Origin of the sequence: Serratia sp. CY74737 (assembly GCF_052166775.1) — a bacterium.
GTDB classification, from domain to species: domain Bacteria; phylum Pseudomonadota; class Gammaproteobacteria; order Enterobacterales; family Enterobacteriaceae; genus Serratia; species Serratia ureilytica.
Window position 1 is genome coordinate 18,354 of sequence record NZ_JBJNOF010000020.1, and the last position, 16,300, is coordinate 34,653.

The following is a 16,300-nucleotide window of genomic DNA, read 5'->3' on the forward strand; positions in this document are numbered from 1 at the left end:
AAATCTCACCGGCCCATCAGGAGAGGACTATGCTGTATATCTTTGATTTAGGTAATGTGATCGTCGATATCGATTTCAAGCGTGTGCTGGGCGTGTGGAGCAATTTGAGCGGCACGCCGTTGGCGGTGTTGTCCGATCGTTTCACCATGGGTGAGGTGTTCCAGCAGCATGAGCGCGGTGAAATCAGCGATGAAGACTTCGTCGGCAAACTGTGCGATGAAATGGGCATCGCGCTCAGCTTTGAGCAGTTCGCCACCGGTTGGCAGGCGGTATTCGTCGCGCTGCGCCCGGAGGTGATCGACATCATGCAGCGCCTGCGCAACGAAGGTCACCGGGTGGTGGTGCTGTCGAACACCAACCGTCTGCACTGCAATTACTGGCCGCAGCACTATCCTGAAGTGGCCGCCGCCGCCGATCATCTCTATTTGTCGCAAGATCTCGGCATGCGCAAACCTGAAGCTGACATCTACCGGCATGTGCTGGCTGCGGAAAACACCGCCGCCGCCGACGCGGTGTTCTTTGACGATCACCCGGCGAACGTCCTCGCCGCGCAGGCGCTGGGGATCAAGACGGTGCACGTCACCGATCGCGACGTGGTGCCGGCCTATTTTGCTCAATGAGCGCAGGGCGCGTTAAGCTTAAGGCGTATCAACGGACATCAAGGAGTGACCATGTCGTTTTTCCGCCGCAAGAAGCTGCCTTCTGCGATTAAGCCAAGCGTCACCTTCGGACGGCTGCTGTACCAACGCATCGACCACGATGGCCTGACGATGTTGGCGGGCCATCTCGCCTACGTTTCCCTGCTGTCGCTGGTGCCGCTGGTCACTGTGGTGTTCGCGCTGTTCGCCGCTTTCCCGATGTTTTCCGACATCAGCGAACAGCTGAAGAGCTTCATCTTTTCCAATTTCGTGCCGGCCGCCGGCAACGTCATCCAGAACTACCTGGAACAGTTCGTCGCCAATTCCAACAAGATGACCGCCGTCGGCACCTGCGGGCTGATCGTTACCGCGTTGCTGTTGATCTCCTCTGTGGACAGCGTGCTGAACACCATCTGGCGCAGCAAGAACAAACGGCCGATCGTCTTCTCCTTCGCCGTGTACTGGATGGTGCTGACGCTGGGGCCGCTGCTGGTGGGCGCCAGCATGGCCATCAGTTCCTACCTGCTGTCGCTCAACTGGCTGGCGCAGACCGGCGTCAACGGCCTGGTGGATCAGGTGCTGCGCATCTTTCCGCTGATTTTGTCGTGCACCTCCTTCTGGCTGCTGTATTGCATCGTGCCGACGGTGCGCGTGCCGCCCAAAGACGCGCTGATTGGCGCGGTGGTGGCCGGATTGCTGTTCGAGCTGGGTAAGAAGGGATTCGCGCTGTACGTCACCATGTTCCCCTCCTATCAGCTGATTTACGGCGTGCTGGCGGTGATCCCGATTTTATTCCTGTGGGTCTACTGGAGCTGGTGTATCGTGTTACTCGGCGCGGAAATCACCGTGACCATCGGCGAATACCGTGACTACCGCCGGCAGAAGGCGGAGCAACAGGAACAAAAACCAGAAGGGCAGCAGGAATGATTGCGTTGATTCAACGGGTGTTAAACGCCAGCGTCACGGTAGGTGGCGAGACGGTAGGCAAGATTGGCCCCGGTTTGTTAGTGTTATTGGGCGTGGAGCAGGGCGATAACGAGCAAAAAGCGCAGCGCCTGTGCGAACGCGTGTTGGGATACCGCATTTTCGGCGACGAGAACGACAAGATGAACCTCAACGTCCAGCAGGCCGGGGGCAGCGTGCTGGTCGTCTCGCAGTTCACCCTGGTGGCGGACACCCAGAAGGGCATGCGGCCCAGCTTCTCGCGCGGCGCCGCGCCTTTGGTCGCCGATCGGTTGTATCAATATTTTGTTGGCCAATGCCGCGAACGCGGCGTAGAGACCCAGACCGGCGAGTTCGCCGCCGACATGCAGGTGGCGCTGGTCAACGATGGTCCGGTGACATTCTGGCTACAGGTCTAAGCATTCGGAGAACAGGCGTCTATGTATCACCTACGAGTACCCGTAACAGAGCAAGAACTGAAGGAGTATTACCAGTTTCGCTGGGAAATGCTGCGCAAGCCGCTGCACCAGCCGGTGGGTTCGGAAAAGGATGCCTATGACGCCATGGCCCATCACCAAATGGTGGTGGACGAGGCCGGTAAAATCGTCGCCATCGGGCGGCTGTACATCAATGCCGACAACGAGGCGGCGATCCGTTTTCTGGCGGTAGATCCGACGCTGCAGGATAAAGGGCTGGGGACGCTGGTGGCGATGACGCTGGAGTCGGTCGCGCGGCAGGAAGGCGTGAAGCGGGTGGTGTGCAGCGCCCGTGAAGACGCGGTGGATTTCTTCGCCAAACTGGGCTTCGTCAATCAGGGCGAGATCACCGCGCCGCAGACCACCCCGATCCGTCATTTTTTGATGATCAAACCGGTGGCGACGCTGGACGATATCCTGCATCGCCCCGACTGGTGCGGCCAATTGCAGCAGGCCTGGTATGAACACATCCCGCTGAGCGAAAAGATGGGCGTGCGCATCAGCCAATACACCGGCCAGCGCTTCGTCACCACCATGCCGGAGATCGGCAATCAGAATCCGCACCATACGCTGTTTGCCGGCAGCCTGTTCTCACTGGCGACGCTGACCGCCTGGGGGCTGATTTGGCTGCTGCTGCGCGAGCGCCATCTGGGCGGCACCATCATTCTGGCGGACGCGCACATTCGCTACAGCAAACCGATTACCGGCAGGCCGCGGGCGGTGGCGGATCTCGGCTCGCTGAGCGGCGATTTGGCGCGTCTGGCGCGCGGCCGCCGCGCGCGCGTACACGCCGAAGTGCATCTGTTCGGTGACGAGGACAAGGGCGCAGTGTTCGAAGGCACCTATATGGTGTTGCCGGCCGAGCCGGATGTGCCGTTGGATCAGGGCGGCTCTGAAGCGCTGGAGGAGTAAGGCGGCGGCCCTGCCCTGAGGGCGGGCCGCGCAGTGCACTACGGCAGTTGTTGGTTCACCGCTTGGCCGTCGCCGGCGGTGGCCTGCAGATTGCCTTTCAATGAGGCCTTGAACGGCCCGTCGCTGTTCAGCAGCCCTTTCAACTGTAGCTCGAGGTTGCCGTCTCCCGTCAGCGGCACCGGCTGCCATCCCCATTGCTGCAAGGTGTTGATCGGTACCGAACGGCCGTGCAGCGTCAGCTGGAACGGCTTGCCCGGCAGCTGATCGACGGTCGCTTTGGCCTCAAGCAACCCATTGGGCATAAAGGCGCTGAGCTCGGTGACGGCGATCTGGTTGGCGTCGGCGTTCAGCGCCAGCGAAGGGCGCCGCACGTCGATTTTGTTGAAGGTGGCTTCGCTGCCGTTCAGGTTCAGCGAACCGGACCAAATGCCCCACTGGTGGTCGCGCGCCAGCAGCAGGTTGCTGCCGTAACCGTCCAGCGCGGTGATCTGGAACGGGAATGCCGGGTTGATATCGATAATCAGATTGCGGTTGGTGGTCAGCTTGGTGACGTACACCTCCGCCAGCCAGTCCGGCAGCGGTTTCAGCCACAGCTCGCGCCAGTCGATAGGCAGGGTGTACTCCAGCGCTGCCATGGCCACTTCATCCAGCTGCAGGCGTTTGCCGGCGCGCAGCCAGTTGCCGGAGGTGCGTAGCAGCCCGCCTTCCCAGCGGGTGGTGAACTGCTGAATGGCGATGCCGGCGGAAGAGAGCCGCAGGGTGGCGATCGGATCGATCAGGTGGAAACCGCCGTTGACCACGTCGCCGGCGTTGAAGTTGAGCGAGCCGTCTTCACTGCGCCAGTCGCCTTTTTCGACGCTGACGTTTTGCAGCGACAGGTCGAGATCGTTAACCGCCCACGCCTTGCCTTCCAGGCGCGCATCGATCAGATCGAAACGCTTGAGGGTGACCGGCGGCAGAGCGGTGAAGCGCCGCATGAATTCCGCCAATGTCATCGGGGTCTGCATGCGCACGCCGCTCAGCCGCAGGCGATCCACCTGCCAGCTGCCGTCGGTGGCGCGGCTGGCCACGCCGGTCAGGTCGCCCTGCGCCAGATCGGCGCCGAAGTTGTTCAACAGCAACTGGCCCTGTTTTTGCTCCCCCTGCACCAACACCTTCGAGGCGGGGATGCCGTTCAGCGTCATCGAACCGGCGCTGAACTGGAACTGGTTGTTGTCCCCCAGCAGATGGCCGGCCAGCGGGCGCCACGGCGTGATGCCAGCATTGACCTGCTGCGCGTTGAGCTGCCACTCGCTATCGTTGGACTGCAGCGCCATGTTGCTCAGTTGCAGCACGTCGGCCTGTACGGGCAGCGCAGCAGCCTGTGGCTGCACGTTCAGCGTGCCGTCGCGCAGCGTGACGCTGTAAAAATAGCGCGGTTCGGTGATTTGGCGCAGGCTGAGGCCGAGATCGACGCGTTTGGCGACCAGCGCCTGTGGTTGGCCGCTGCGCGCCAGCTGCACGTCTTCCAGACCGATCTGGCCCGGCTGATTCCACGAGTGGGTGATTTTTCCTATCGACAGGCGGTATTCGCTGTTGTCGCTGATCCAGGCGCTCAGACGGCCTGCCGCCCAGCGGGTTTGCCCCACCAGATACAGCACCACCACCGCCAGCACGATCAGCAGCAGCAACGTCAGCAACAGCTTTCCGATAAATTTCATCGTCTACATCCGCATCGGTCAAAAAAGATACCCTGTTTATGCCGCAATTGGCCGGGCATCTCAAGGGCAATGGTCTGATAGGCAATAAAAAAACGGCCGCAAGCGGCCGTTTGAACGCCAATGGGCGGGTTACTTTTTCTCGTGTTCCTGCGGGAACACCAGGTTCAGCACGATGGCGGTAATGCCGCCGGCGGCGATACCGGAAGAGAGCAGGGTTTTCAGCCAGTCCGGCGCGAACTGCAGGATCAGCGGCTGCTGGGAGACGCCCATGCCGACGGCCAGCGACAGCGCCATGATCATGATGGCGCGCCGGTTCAGGCGTTCGCGCGACACGATGCGCACGCCGGAGGCGGCGATGGTGCCGAACATCACGATGGTCGCGCCGCCCAGTACCGGCTCGGGGATGTGCTGCACGAAGCCGGCCACCGCCGGGAACAGCCCCAGCGCGATCAGCATCAGCGCCACCACGAAGCCGACGTAGCGGCTGGCGACGCCGGTCAGCTGGATCACACCGTTGTTCTGGCCGAAGCAGGAGTTGGGGAAGGTGTTGAACACCGCCGACAGCATCGAGTTCAGGCCGTTGGCCAGTACGCCCCCCTTCAGACGCTTCATGTACAGCGGCCCGCTGACCGGCTGTTCGGAGACGTCAGAGGTGGCGGTGATGTCGCCGATGGTTTCCAGCGAGGTGACCATAAAGATCAGCATCAGCGGCAGCAACAGGTTCCAGTCGAAGCCCAGGCCGTAATAGAGCGGCGTTGGAATGGTAATCGACGCCGTCGGCGCCGCCGGAGCGTCGGCGGGCAGCATGTCCATCGCCCAGGCCAGCAGGTAGCCGACCGCCATGGCGATCACCAGCGAAGCGACGCGCAGGTAAGGGTTGCGCTGGCGGTTCAGCAGGATGATGACCGCCAGCACCGCGCCGGCCAGCAGCAGGTTTTTCGGCGAGCCGAAGCTGTGATCGTTCATCGCGGCATAGCCGCCGCCGATCGAGGTCAGGCCGACCTGAATCAGCGACAGGCCGATGATCATCACCACGATGCCGGAAACCAGCGGGGTGATGATGCGGCGCGCCAGATGCAGCACGCGCGACAGCAAAATTTCGGTGCAGGAGGCGACCATCAGGGTGCCGAACAGCGCGGCCATCATGGTCGGCACGTCGGCGCCGCCGTTTTTCAGCGCCAGGCCGCCCATGATCAATGGCGAAACGAAGTTGAAGCTGGTGCCCTGAATCGACAGCAGCCCGGAGCCCACCGGCCCCCAGGTTTTGATTTGCAGAATGGAAGCCAGACCGGAAGCGAACAGCGACATGCTGATGATGTGTTGGGTATCCTGCGCCGGCAGACCCAGCGCCTGGCAGATCAGCAGCGCCGGAGTGATCACCGCAACGAACATCGCCAACAGGTGCTGGCCGGCGGCAAACAGCGTTTGCGGCAGCGGCGGGCGGTCTTCGAGGCGATAAATCAGTTCGCTGGCGCGGGGTTCAGAGGCGGTTTGGCGTGCGGCATCAAGCTCGGAGGATGACATGCTCATGGTGTGGCGTTTCCAGATACGGCAAAGCAGGCATTTTAATGCGCCGCCCCGCAAAAGCAAACGGTTGCGCCTAAATATTATGTTGCCGACTTTCCCGTTTATGTCGCATTTTCATTCATTTTTTCTTGTCATCTCAGCGTTTTTTACTTCTAATCCTGCACTCATCAAGTTTAAAAACTACGTGGTTTTCTATAACTTATTATTTTTATTTGGATCTTTTCCCTTACATGGAGTACCTGGATGTTTCATCTTGATACTTATGGCACGTTAGTCGCGGCGACGCTGGTTTTGCTCCTTGGGGGCAAGTGCGTCAGAAGTATTCCTCTGCTGCGAAAATATACCATTCCCGCTCCCGTCGCCGGCGGTTTGCTGGTGGCCCTCCTGCTGTTAGTCCTGAAAAAATTCGCCAACTGGGAAATCAGCTTTGACATGTCGTTGAAGGATCCGCTGATGCTGGCCTTCTTCGCCACTATCGGCCTGAACGCCAACCTGGCGCGGTTGCGCGCCGGCGGCAAAGCGCTGATGGTATTCCTGTTCGTGGTGTTGGGGCTGCTGCTGGTGCAGAACGCCATCGGCATCGGCATGGCGAAAATGCTGGGGCTGGATCCGTTGATGGGCCTGATCGCCGGTTCGATCACCCTGTCGGGCGGCCACGGCACCGGGGCGGCCTGGAGCAAGCTGTTCATCGAGCGCTACGGCTTTGAAAACGCGACGGAAGTCGCCATGGCCTGCGCCACCTTCGGCCTGGTGCTGGGCGGCCTGATCGGCGGCCCGGTGGCGCGCTATCTGGTTAAACACTCCTCTACGCCGGAAGGCACACCGGAAGACAGCGTGCAGCCGAGCGGCTTCGAGAAGCCGGAAAGCGGCCGCCTGATCACCTCGCTGGTGATGATTGAAACCATCGCCATGATCGCCATTTGTTTGAGCCTGGGGCAGCTGATTGCCGGTCTGCTGAGCGGTACGGTGTTTGAACTGCCTAACTTCGTTTGCGTGCTGTTCGTCGGGGTGATCCTCAGCAACACGCTGGCCTTCACCGGTTTCTATACCGTGTTCGAGCGGGCGGTATCGGTGCTGGGCAACGTCAGCCTGTCGCTGTTCCTGGCGATGGCGTTGATGAGCCTGCGCCTGTGGGAGCTGGCTTCGCTGGCGCTGCCGATGCTGGCGATCCTGGCCGTACAGACGCTGGTGATGGCGCTGTACGCGATCTTCGTCACCTACCGGGTAATGGGCAAGAACTACGATGCGGCGGTGCTGGCCGCCGGCCACTGCGGCTTCGGCATGGGCGCCACGCCGACGGCGATCGCCAACATGCAAGCGATCACCGATCGCTTCGGCCCGTCGCACCTGGCATTTCTGGTGGTGCCGATGGTGGGGGCGTTCTTTATCGATATCGCCAACGCCATCGTCATCAAGCTGTATCTGCTGTTGCCGGTGTTCCCGGTGGTGGGATGATATCGCGAGTCATCATGAGAAGGGCGCCTGCGGCGCCCTTTTTTATGCGTTGGAGTAGCGCGCCTTCTCTGGCAGCCAGCGTTCGATCAGCGCCTGGGCGTGTTCCGGGTAGTGCTGATGGAGATGGCGAGCGACGCGCTGCACTTCGGGGATCATCGCCTGGTCGCGCAACAGGTCCGCCACCTTGAATTCGGCGCTGCCGGTTTGGCGGGTGCCCAGCAGCTCGCCCGGGCCGCGGATCTCCAGATCGCGCTGCGCGATGACGAAGCCGTCGTTGCTGTCGCGCAGCACCTGCAGGCGCGTTTGCGCGGTTTTACTCAGCGGCGTTTTGTACAGCAGCACGCAGTGTGAAGCCACCGCGCCGCGCCCTACGCGGCCGCGCAGCTGGTGCAGCTGCGCCAGGCCCAGCCGTTCCGGGTTTTCGATGATCATCAGGCTGGCGTTCGGCACGTCGACGCCGACCTCGATCACCGTGGTGGCGACCAACAGCTGCAGCTCGCCCTGTTTAAACGCCTGCATCACCGCCTGCTTTTCCTGCGCTTTCATGCGGCCGTGCACCAGCGCCACCTTCAGCTCCGGCAGCGCGGCTTTCAATTCTTCCCAGGTGGCTTCCGCCGCCTGCGCTTCCAGCAGCTCGGACTCTTCGATCAGCGTACACACCCAGTAAGCCTGCCGTCCTTCTTCCAGACAGGCGCTTTTCACCCGTTGAATGATGTCGGCGCGGCGGGTATCGGGAATGGCGACGGTGGTCACCGGCGTGCGACCCGGCGGTAGCTCGTCGATAACCGAGGTATCGAGATCGGCATAGGCAGTCATCGCCAGCGTGCGCGGGATTGGCGTGGCGGTCATGATCAGCTGATGGGCGTGGAAGCCCTGTTCTTCGCCTTTCTCCCACAGCGCCAGCCGCTGATGTACCCCGAAGCGGTGCTGCTCATCAATGATCACCAACGCCAGGCCGTTGAACTGAACCTGCTCCTGGAAGATGGCGTGGGTGCCGACCACCATCGACACCTGGCCGCTGGCGATGGCTTCCTGCTGCGCGATGCGCGCCTTGCCTTTCTGTTTGCCCGCCAGCCAGCCGACCTCCAGCCCCAGCGGCTCGAACCACTGGCGGAAGTTGTTGGCATGCTGTTCGGCCAGCAGCTCGGTCGGCGCCATCAGCGCCACCTGCTTACCGTGCGCGATGGCGCGCAGCGCCGCCAGCGCCGCCACCAGCGTTTTGCCGGAGCCGACGTCGCCCTGCACCAGCCGCATCATCGGGAAGTCTTTTTGCATATCGGCTTCGATGTCGGCCACCACGCGCGTTTGCGCGCCGGTTGGCGAGAACGGCAACTGGGCGAGAAAACGGTTTTTCAGCCGATCGTCCGGCAGCAGCGGCTGCGCCTGATAACTCTGCGCGCCGGCGCGCACCGCCAGCATGCTGAGGTTATGCGCCAGCAACTCTTCGAGGATCAGACGCTTTTGCGCCGGGTGTTTGCCCAGCTCCAGATCCGCCAGCTGGATGTCCGGCGGCGGGCGATGCAGGGTGTGCAGCGCCTGCGGCAGGCTCATCAGGCCGCCGCTCAACTCCGGCGGCAGCAGTTCGGCGATGGCGCAGGTATCCAGCAGCTCCAACGCCTGATCGGTCAGCTTGCGCAGCGTGGCTTGCCGCACCCCTTCGGTGGTGGGGTAGACCGGCGTCAGCGACTCCTGCAGCTCAACCTCGCTGGCTTCGCCCTGAATGCGGTATTCCGGATGGATGATCTCCGCGCCGTGGTTGCCGCGTTTGATCTCGCCGTAGGCGGTCACGCGGCGGCCGGTGGCCAGGCTGTTCTTCATCGCGGCGTTGAAGTTGAAGAACCGCATGGTGAGGATGCCGGTACCGTCGCTGATCTGGCAGGTCAGCATGCGGCGGCGGCCGAAGCTGATGTCGCTGCGCAGCACTTCCCCTTCTACCGTGGCGTAGATGCCCGGCAGCAGATCGTTGATCGGGTAGAGGCGGGTGCGGTCTTCGTAGCGCAGCGGCAGGTGCAGCAGCAGATCCTGAATGGTCTCGAGGCCAAGCTTGGCCAGTTTGCCCGCCTGGCTGGCGCCAACCCCGGAAAGCGTGGTGAGTGGGACAGCATCCAGCAGGCGGCCTTTCATTTGCGCACCGTCGCCTGCATGGCCGCCCACCATTCGGCGCTGGCGATCACCTGGCCCTGCTCGTCAATCTGCGGGCGTGGCAGCCCTTTGCGCTTGGCCACGTTGGCCAGCACCGGGTAGCCACCTTCGAACAGCAGACGCTGCTGCTCTTCTTCATCCAGCATGCTGTTGTCGCGGCGATACAGGCCGGCGTTCTGCCGCTGGCGCTGCGCTTCATACAGGATCAGTGCCGAAGCCACGGAGACGTTGAGCGATTGCACCATGCCGATCATCGGAATGACGATGTCTTGATCGGCGAGTGCCAGCGCTTCTTCGGTGATGCCGGTTTTTTCCTGGCCGAGCAGCACGCAGGTTGGCCGGGTGTAGTCCACCTCGCGGAAATCGACCGCGCGCGCAGACAGGTTGGTGGCCAGAATTTGCATGCCCTGCGCTTTCAGGTGGCCGACCGCGTCGCCGATGGTGCGATGGGTCTTGACGCTGACCCAGCTGTTGCTGCCGGCGGCGGAGGAAACCAGGGTGCGCATGCGGGTGGTGGGCCACACGGCGTGGACCTGATGCACGCCGACGGCGTCGGCGGTGCGGATAATGGCGGAGACGTTATGCGGTTTGTGCACTTGCTCCAGGCAGACCGTCAAATCCGGCTGCCGGGTCGCGAGCATTTCACAAATCCGCGCATAGCGTTCAGGACTCATAAGCGCTAGTTTCGGTTGCGGTTAACTTTGATCACATCCGGCATGATACGGATTTTACGCATAATGTTTGCCAAATGGATGCGATCGCGGGTGGTCAAGCGGATAAAGGCGCTATAAACCCGACCGTCTTTCTCTTCGGTGTTCAGGCTCTGAATATTGGATTCGGCCGCGTTGATCGCCGCCGTCAGGTTGGCCAGCGCGCCCTGGTGGTTAAACATATCCACCTTGATCTCGGCGATGAACTCCTGCTCGGTCTCTTTATCCCACTCGACCGCCATGAACTTCTCAGGCTCTTTCTGATAGCCGCGAATATTGCGGCAGGATTCATGGTGGATCACCAGCCCTTTGCCCGGGCTGACGTGAGCGATAATCGGGTCGCCCGGAATCGGACGGCAGCACTTGGCGAAGGTGATCAACACGCCGTCGGCGCCCTTGATGGCCAGGTTGCGCACGCCGGAGGTGGTACCCAGGCTGGACTGATCGCCCTGCAGGTTCTTCGCCACCACTACGCTCATGGCGTTGCCGAGGCCGATTTCCGCCAGCAGATCGTCCAGCGTCGCCAGCTTCATGCGATCCAGCTCGTGCTGAATGTTTTCCTGCGGGATTTCGGCCAGCTTGCGGCTGCCGCCCAACGCATGGTTGAGCAGACGGCGGCCGAGGCCGACGGAGTCGTCGCGCTTGAGGTTCTTCAGCATCTGGCGAATCTTGGCGCGCGCTTTCGAGCTGACCACGAAGTTCAGCCAGGCGGCGTTGGGCCGTGCGCCCGGCGCGGTGATGATCTCGACGGTCTGGCCGCTGGTCAGCGACTGCGACAGCGGGTATGGCTGACGATCGACGCGCGCGCCGACGCAGGCATGGCCGATATCGGTATGCACCGCATAGGCGAAGTCGACCGGCGTGGCACCGGCGGGCAGCTCGACGATGCGGCCTTCCGGGGTGAAAACGTAAATCTCATCCGGGAACAGATCGGATTTAACGCTCTCGATAAATTCAAACGAACTGCCGGCGCTTTGCTGCAGTTCCAGCAGGCTTTGCATCCAGCGTTGGGCGCGGATCTGCGCCGTGGTGCCGGTTTCGCCCTGTTCTCTTTCCTTGTAAGCCCAGTGCGCGGCCACCCCCATCTCAGCCATCTGATCCATGTCTTCGGTGCGGATTTGCACTTCGACCGGCACGCCGTGCGGGCCAATCAGCGAGGTATGGAGCGATTGGTAGCCGTTGGCCTTGGGAATGGCGATGTAATCTTTGACCCGCCCCGGGCGCGGTTTATACAGGCTGTGCACCTGGCCGAGCACGCGGTAGCAGGTATCGACCTCTTTTACGATCACCCGGAACGCGTAGATATCCATGATGGAATGGAAACGCTGTTCTTTCAGGTGCATCTTGAGGTAGATGGAGTAGAGGTGTTTTTCCCGCCCGCTGACACGGCAGGCGATGCCGGCCTCGGTCAGCCGCCCTTCGATCTCGGAGAGGATTTTTTGAATCATCTCTTTGCGGTTGCCGCGCGCGGCTTTCACCACTTCCTTGATCACGCGATAACGGTTCGGGTACAGCGCCTCGAAGCCCAGCTCTTCCAGCTCGGTTTTCAGGTGATGAATACCCAGACGGTGGGCGAGGGGGCTGTAGATTTCCAGGGTTTCACGCGCGATGCGCCGGCGTTTGTCGGGGCGCAGCGAACCGAGGGTGCGCATGTTGTGCGTACGGTCGGCCAGCTTGATCAGCACGACGCGGATATCCTGCACCATCGCCATGATCATCTTGCGGAAGTTTTCCGCCTGCGCTTCTTTCTTGTCCTGGAACTTCAGCTTGTCGAGCTTGGAGACGCCCTCAACCAGTTCGGCGACGCTCTTGCCGAACAGCTGTTCCATATCTTGATAGGTGGCTGGGGTGTCTTCGATGACGTCGTGCAGCAACGCCGCCATCAGCGTCTCGTGATCGAGACGCATTTCCGCCAGGATGCAGGCCACGGCGACCGGGTGAGTAATGTAAGGCTCACCGCTGGAGCGTGTCTGGCCCTCGTGCGCGTCGCGCGCGACGAGGTATGCCTGTTTGAGGCGCTTAATCTGCTCCTCGGGCAGGTAACGTTGAATCAGCAGATTCAGGCTTTCAAACAGGTACAAGGCGGACTCGCAGTCTAATTAACGACGACCTTCAGCAATCGCGGTAACCGCTTGAATCTCTGCGGCTTCCTGCTCTTGCTGTTCCTGGCGCTCACGCACGTCGAGGATCTGGCTGGTGATCAGGCCTTCTTCGATTTCGCGCAGGGCGATAACGGTGTACTTGTCGTTCTCTTCCGGAACCAGTGCATCTTTGCCGCCGGTCTGGATCTGACGCGCCCGACGAGCAGCGACCAACACCAGGTCAAAACGGTTACCAATTTTCTCTACAGCGTCTTGAACAGTTACGCGTGCCATATTTGTGCTACTCCACAGGTGACGAAAAGACTGGGCATGATACTGAAACTGCCTTCAGTCTGCCAATAGTTTGCTGATTAAAGCGTCATGCCGCAGTAACTGGCGGCCCAAACGCAGGCGTTCTGCGCGAATGATGGTCTTCAGATCGGACAGCGCCAGATCGAAATCATCGTTCACGATCAGGTAATCGTACTCCGCGTAATGCGTCATTTCCGCCACGGCCTGAGCCATGCGCTTGGCGATCACCTCTTCGGAATCCTGCCCGCGCCCGCGCAGGCGGCGGCCCAGTTCTTCCTTCGACGGCGGCAGAATGAAGATGCTGCGCGCCTGCGGCATTTTGGCGCGGATTTGCTGCGCGCCCTGCCAGTCGATATCCAGAAACACATCCACGCCGGTCGACAAGACTTGTTCGATGGCGGCGCGCGAGGTGCCGTAATAGTTGCCGAACACTTCGGCGTGCTCAAGAAACGCGTCCTGCTCAATCATCCGGCGGAATTCGTCTTTCGAGACGAAGAAATAGTGCTCGCCGTGATTTTCACCCGGGCGACTGTCGCGCGTGGTGTGCGAAACCGAAACCTGCGTGTCGTACAGCGGTTGCGTCTTTAACAAAGCCTGAATCAGACTTGATTTACCTGCGCCACTGGGAGCAGAGACAATATAAAGCGTGCCTTGAGCCATGATGATGTTCGTTGATAACGGTTGATATGCCAAAAACAGCGGATGTGTATTTTCTCCGCACAGTATACACGGCTAACGCGCCGGGTGCAGCGTTAGCTCGCATTTTGCCCGCGGCTTTGCGTGGAAAAAGCGCCGAAAGGGCGAATTTACGCGCTGAAGGGCGACATTTTTGCAGTTTTGGCCTCGGCGGCGGCGCGTTGCCGCCCCGAGATCAGTGATCCGGATGCTGGTAGTTGAACACCGGTAGGCCGAGGCGGAAGCGCAGGGCGATAAGACGCGCGCTCAGGCCGGCGACCAAGGTGAGGATCACCACCAGATTGTGCGGCAGGCTGAGGTGCTGCAGGCCGATATACAGCCAGGCGGCGCTGAAGGAGATGCCGGCGTAGATCTCCTTCTGGAAAACCAGCGGGATGCGGTTGCAGAACATATCGCGCAGCACCCCGCCGAACACGCCGGTGATCACCGCGGCGATGGCGGCGATAATCGCACTGTGCCCCATATCCAGGGCCACCTGCGCGCCGATGATGGAGAAGACGATCAGGCCGACGGCGTCGAGCACCAGGAACAGGCGGCGCAGATGGCGCATCAGAGGAGCCACCCAGGTGGTGACGATCGCCGCTATCGCGACGATGACGATGTATTCCGGGTGTTTGACCCAGCCCAACGGAAAATGCCCGAGCAACATATCGCGCACCGACCCGCCGCCGATTGCGGTGACAGAGGAGATGATGATCACGCCGAACATATCCATTTGGCGGCGGCCGGCCGCCAGCGCGCCGGTCATGGCTTCGGCGGTGATGCCGATGATATAAAGGATGCTCAGTAACATAAGGGGTTCACAGCGTAATTGCGTCAGAATGATGGCCGGCAGGGTAATCGCCGCTGAGGACGCGCGCCACTGAGTTTTTTTCACCGATGGCGTTTCGGATTAATATAGCTAATCCAAACTCCATTTTTATTGCCGATAAACAGCCTTTTTTAACATCTGAATGTTAATGAAAGCATTAGAAATTTCGCGCTAATTTCCATCGCTGACTATGACTTTTGCAGCGAATCCTTCAACCGAAAAATCGAGACTGCAGATGAAAAACTCCCCGAGACTGGCCGCCGGCGCCATGGTGGCCGCCCTGCTGCTGAGTGGCTGCGTGGCGCCAGGCCACCAGGCTGTTTCCCCCGCCCCGGCTTGCCGCACCGGCGATCCGCTGGTGCAGACAACGCTCTACTTCGGCCTGAACCGGCCGGCGGGGCCGGCGATCACCACCGCCGAGTGGCAAACCTTCGTCGATAGCCAGGTGACGCCGCGTTTTAAAGACGGGCTGACGGTGTTTGATGCCAAAGGGCAGTGGCTGGGTCACGACGGCAAGCTGGCGCGCGAGAACAGCAAGGCGCTGCTGTTGATCCATGCGCCGGGCAAAGAGAGCGAGGCGAATATCGAGGCGCTGCGCAGCGGCTATAAGCAGCAGTTTGCGCAGGATTCGGTAATGCGGGTGGATGCGCCGGTGTGCGTGGCGTTTTAAAGCGAACTCCCGGCCCTGCGGCCGGGAGTGGGGATTACAGCACCAGGCCGGCGATGGCCGCCGACAACAGGCTCACCAGCGTCGAGCCGTAAACCAGCTTCAGGCCAAAACGGGAAACCACGTTGCCTTGCTGCTCGTTCAGCCCCTTAATGGCGCCGGCGACGATGCCGATGGAGGCGAAGTTGGCGAACGACACCAGGAACACCGACAGAATGCCCAGCCCGCGCGGCGACAGCTCCGCCGCGATTTTCTTCAGCTCAATCATCGCCACGAATTCGTTGGCCACCAGTTTGGTCGCCATGATGCTGCCCGCCTTCAGGGCCTCTTCCGCCGGGATGCCGATCAGCCAGGCCAGCGGATAGAACACGTAGCCGAGGATCTGCTGGAAGCTGATGCCGAGCACCGCCGAGAACAGCGCATTGACGGCGGAGATCAGCGCGATAAAGCCGATCAGCATCGCCGCGATGATCATCGCAATTTTGAAGCCGGCCAGAATGTACTCGCCCAACATTTCGAAGAAGCTCTGATCTTCGTGCAGCTTGTTCAGCTTCAGCTCCGGCTCGTCTTCGACCTGATACGGGTTGATGATCGACAGGATGATGAAGGTGCTGAACATATTAAGGATCAACGCCGCCACCACGTACTGCGCGTCGATCATCGACATGTAGGCGCCGACGATGGAGAGCGATACCGTCGACATGGCGGTCGCGGCCATGGTGTACATGCGGCGCGGCGAGATGTCGCCGATGATGCCCTTGTAGGCGATGAAGTTCTCCGACTGCCCCAGCACCAGCGTGCTGACGGCGTTGAACGATTCCAGCTTGCCCATGCCGTTGACCTTGGACAGCAGGGTGCCCACCAGGCGGATGATCAGCGGCAGGATGCGGAAATGCTGCAAAATGCCGATCAGGGCGGAAATAAAGATGATAGGGCACAAAACGCCGAGGAAGATAAACGCCAGGCCATCTTTGCTCATGCCGCCGAACACGAACTCCGACCCTTGTGCGGCGTAGGCGAGCAGGGTGTCGAAGAAGCCGGCGACGTGTTTGATCACACTGAGCCCGCTGGCGGAGTGCAGGAAGAAATAGGCCAGCGCGCCTTCGATCACCAGCAGCTGGATGATATAGCGCAGGCGGATTTTCTTGCGATTATTGCTGACCAGCAGCGCCAGGGCGATGATCACCACCAGGGCCATAATAAATTGCAGAATTTGTGGCATAAACGGTCC

15 protein-coding genes are annotated in these 16,300 nt (G+C 60.9%); 6 read left to right on the plus strand and 9 right to left on the minus strand.

Going from position 1 to position 16,300, the window contains the following annotated elements:
* The first annotated feature begins 29 nt into the window (after positions 1–29).
* Genes yihX through fabY form a run of 4 tightly spaced genes read left to right on the plus strand, consistent with a single transcriptional unit; the run spans position 30 to position 2,968 of the window.
* On the plus strand, positions 30–620 hold the full coding sequence (gene yihX / locus ACJ8PE_RS22995) for a glucose-1-phosphatase (protein WP_197793814.1): 591 nt from the start codon (positions 30–32) through the stop codon (positions 618–620).
* Positions 621–671: 51 nt separating this feature from the next.
* Entirely contained in the window at positions 672–1,565 is an 894-nt protein-coding gene (locus tag ACJ8PE_RS23000) for a virulence factor BrkB family protein (RefSeq protein WP_033652264.1), read from the plus strand.
* On the plus strand, positions 1,562–1,999 hold the full coding sequence (gene dtd / locus ACJ8PE_RS23005) for a D-aminoacyl-tRNA deacylase (protein WP_182074411.1): 438 nt from the start codon (positions 1,562–1,564) through the stop codon (positions 1,997–1,999). Before ACJ8PE_RS23000 ends, dtd begins: the two co-directional genes overlap by 4 nt.
* Before the next feature lie 21 nt (positions 2,000–2,020).
* Positions 2,021–2,968, plus strand: a complete 948-nt coding sequence (gene fabY / locus ACJ8PE_RS23010; RefSeq protein ID WP_004931235.1) for a fatty acid biosynthesis protein FabY — start codon at positions 2,021–2,023, stop codon at positions 2,966–2,968.
* 38 nt (positions 2,969–3,006) lie between these two features.
* Here fabY and ACJ8PE_RS23015 read toward each other — a convergent pair whose 3' ends face one another.
* Positions 3,007–4,668 (minus strand): AsmA family protein, encoded by a 1,662-nt coding sequence (locus ACJ8PE_RS23015; protein ID WP_033652263.1) that lies wholly within the window; start codon positions 4,666–4,668, stop codon positions 3,007–3,009.
* A 129-nt stretch (positions 4,669–4,797) separates the two neighbouring features.
* Complete coding sequence (locus ACJ8PE_RS23020) at positions 4,798–6,198, minus strand: nucleobase:cation symporter-2 family protein (protein ID WP_122016970.1); 1,401 nt, start codon at positions 6,196–6,198, stop codon at positions 4,798–4,800.
* Positions 6,199–6,438: 240 nt separating this feature from the next.
* Between ACJ8PE_RS23020 and gltS the strand changes: the two genes are divergently transcribed.
* Positions 6,439–7,650 (plus strand): sodium/glutamate symporter, encoded by a 1,212-nt coding sequence (gltS, locus tag ACJ8PE_RS23025; protein WP_197793816.1) that lies wholly within the window; start codon positions 6,439–6,441, stop codon positions 7,648–7,650.
* Between the two features lie 42 nt (positions 7,651–7,692).
* On the opposite strand, the gene recG is transcribed toward gltS, so the two are convergent.
* From recG to ACJ8PE_RS23055, 6 genes are all read right to left on the minus strand, one after another.
* Complete coding sequence (gene recG / locus ACJ8PE_RS23030; RefSeq protein ID WP_197762160.1) at positions 7,693–9,774, minus strand: ATP-dependent DNA helicase RecG; 2,082 nt, start codon at positions 9,772–9,774, stop codon at positions 7,693–7,695.
* Positions 9,771–10,466 carry a tRNA (guanosine(18)-2'-O)-methyltransferase TrmH gene (trmH, locus tag ACJ8PE_RS23035; RefSeq protein WP_044030134.1) on the minus strand — a complete coding sequence of 232 codons (696 nt, stop codon included), beginning with the start codon at positions 10,464–10,466 and terminating at the stop codon, positions 9,771–9,773. Before trmH ends, recG begins: the two co-directional genes overlap by 4 nt.
* Positions 10,467–10,471: 5 nt before the next feature.
* On the minus strand, positions 10,472–12,583 hold the full coding sequence (gene spoT, locus ACJ8PE_RS23040) for a bifunctional GTP diphosphokinase/guanosine-3',5'-bis pyrophosphate 3'-pyrophosphohydrolase (protein ID WP_015379445.1): 2,112 nt from the start codon (positions 12,581–12,583) through the stop codon (positions 10,472–10,474).
* Between the two features lie 18 nt (positions 12,584–12,601).
* Positions 12,602–12,877, minus strand: coding sequence for a DNA-directed RNA polymerase subunit omega (gene rpoZ / locus ACJ8PE_RS23045; RefSeq protein WP_004931221.1), 276 nt, complete (start codon positions 12,875–12,877; stop codon positions 12,602–12,604).
* 54 nt (positions 12,878–12,931) lie between these two features.
* Positions 12,932–13,555: a guanylate kinase gene (gene gmk, locus ACJ8PE_RS23050; RefSeq protein ID WP_033636481.1), complete on the minus strand. Its 624-nt coding sequence runs from the start codon at positions 13,553–13,555 to the stop codon at positions 12,932–12,934.
* Positions 13,556–13,766: 211 nt separating this feature from the next.
* A complete protein-coding gene (locus tag ACJ8PE_RS23055) occupies positions 13,767–14,384 on the minus strand; it encodes a trimeric intracellular cation channel family protein (RefSeq protein ID WP_197762162.1) in 618 nt (205 codons plus the stop codon).
* 253 nt (positions 14,385–14,637) lie between these two features.
* Here ACJ8PE_RS23055 and ACJ8PE_RS23060 point away from each other — a divergent pair, with 253 nt between their 5' ends.
* A complete protein-coding gene (locus ACJ8PE_RS23060) occupies positions 14,638–15,072 on the plus strand; it encodes a DUF3574 domain-containing protein (protein WP_197762165.1) in 435 nt (144 codons plus the stop codon).
* A 34-nt stretch (positions 15,073–15,106) separates the two neighbouring features.
* Here the strand turns inward: ACJ8PE_RS23060 and ACJ8PE_RS23065 are convergent, their stop codons facing one another.
* Positions 15,107–16,291 (minus strand): NupC/NupG family nucleoside CNT transporter, encoded by a 1,185-nt coding sequence (locus ACJ8PE_RS23065; RefSeq protein ID WP_004931212.1) that lies wholly within the window; start codon positions 16,289–16,291, stop codon positions 15,107–15,109.
* Positions 16,292–16,300 lie beyond the last annotated feature (9 nt).

What these genes read in the sequence shown, in the direction of transcription:
- yihX (WP_197793814.1), top strand. Translation starts at nt 30, where the DNA reads ATGCTGTATATCTTTGATTTAGGTAATGTGATCGTCGATATCGATTTC.
- ACJ8PE_RS23000 (WP_033652264.1), top strand. Translation starts at nt 672, where the DNA reads ATGTCGTTTTTCCGCCGCAAGAAGCTGCCTTCTGCGATTAAGCCAAGC.
- dtd (WP_182074411.1), top strand. Translation starts at nt 1,562, where the DNA reads ATGATTGCGTTGATTCAACGGGTGTTAAACGCCAGCGTCACGGTAGGT.
- fabY (WP_004931235.1), top strand. Translation starts at nt 2,021, where the DNA reads ATGTATCACCTACGAGTACCCGTAACAGAGCAAGAACTGAAGGAGTAT.
- ACJ8PE_RS23015 (WP_033652263.1), bottom strand. Translation starts at nt 4,668, where the DNA reads ATGAAATTTATCGGAAAGCTGTTGCTGACGTTGCTGCTGCTGATCGTG.
- ACJ8PE_RS23020 (WP_122016970.1), bottom strand. Translation starts at nt 6,198, where the DNA reads ATGAGCATGTCATCCTCCGAGCTTGATGCCGCACGCCAAACCGCCTCT.
- gltS (WP_197793816.1), top strand. Translation starts at nt 6,439, where the DNA reads ATGTTTCATCTTGATACTTATGGCACGTTAGTCGCGGCGACGCTGGTT.
- recG (WP_197762160.1), bottom strand. Translation starts at nt 9,774, where the DNA reads ATGAAAGGCCGCCTGCTGGATGCTGTCCCACTCACCACGCTTTCCGGG.
- trmH (WP_044030134.1), bottom strand. Translation starts at nt 10,466, where the DNA reads ATGAGTCCTGAACGCTATGCGCGGATTTGTGAAATGCTCGCGACCCGG.
- rpoZ (WP_004931221.1), bottom strand. Translation starts at nt 12,877, where the DNA reads ATGGCACGCGTAACTGTTCAAGACGCTGTAGAGAAAATTGGTAACCGT.
- gmk (WP_033636481.1), bottom strand. Translation starts at nt 13,555, where the DNA reads ATGGCTCAAGGCACGCTTTATATTGTCTCTGCTCCCAGTGGCGCAGGT.
- ACJ8PE_RS23055 (WP_197762162.1), bottom strand. Translation starts at nt 14,384, where the DNA reads ATGTTACTGAGCATCCTTTATATCATCGGCATCACCGCCGAAGCCATG.
- ACJ8PE_RS23060 (WP_197762165.1), top strand. Translation starts at nt 14,638, where the DNA reads ATGAAAAACTCCCCGAGACTGGCCGCCGGCGCCATGGTGGCCGCCCTG.
- ACJ8PE_RS23065 (WP_004931212.1), bottom strand. Translation starts at nt 16,291, where the DNA reads ATGCCACAAATTCTGCAATTTATTATGGCCCTGGTGGTGATCATCGCC.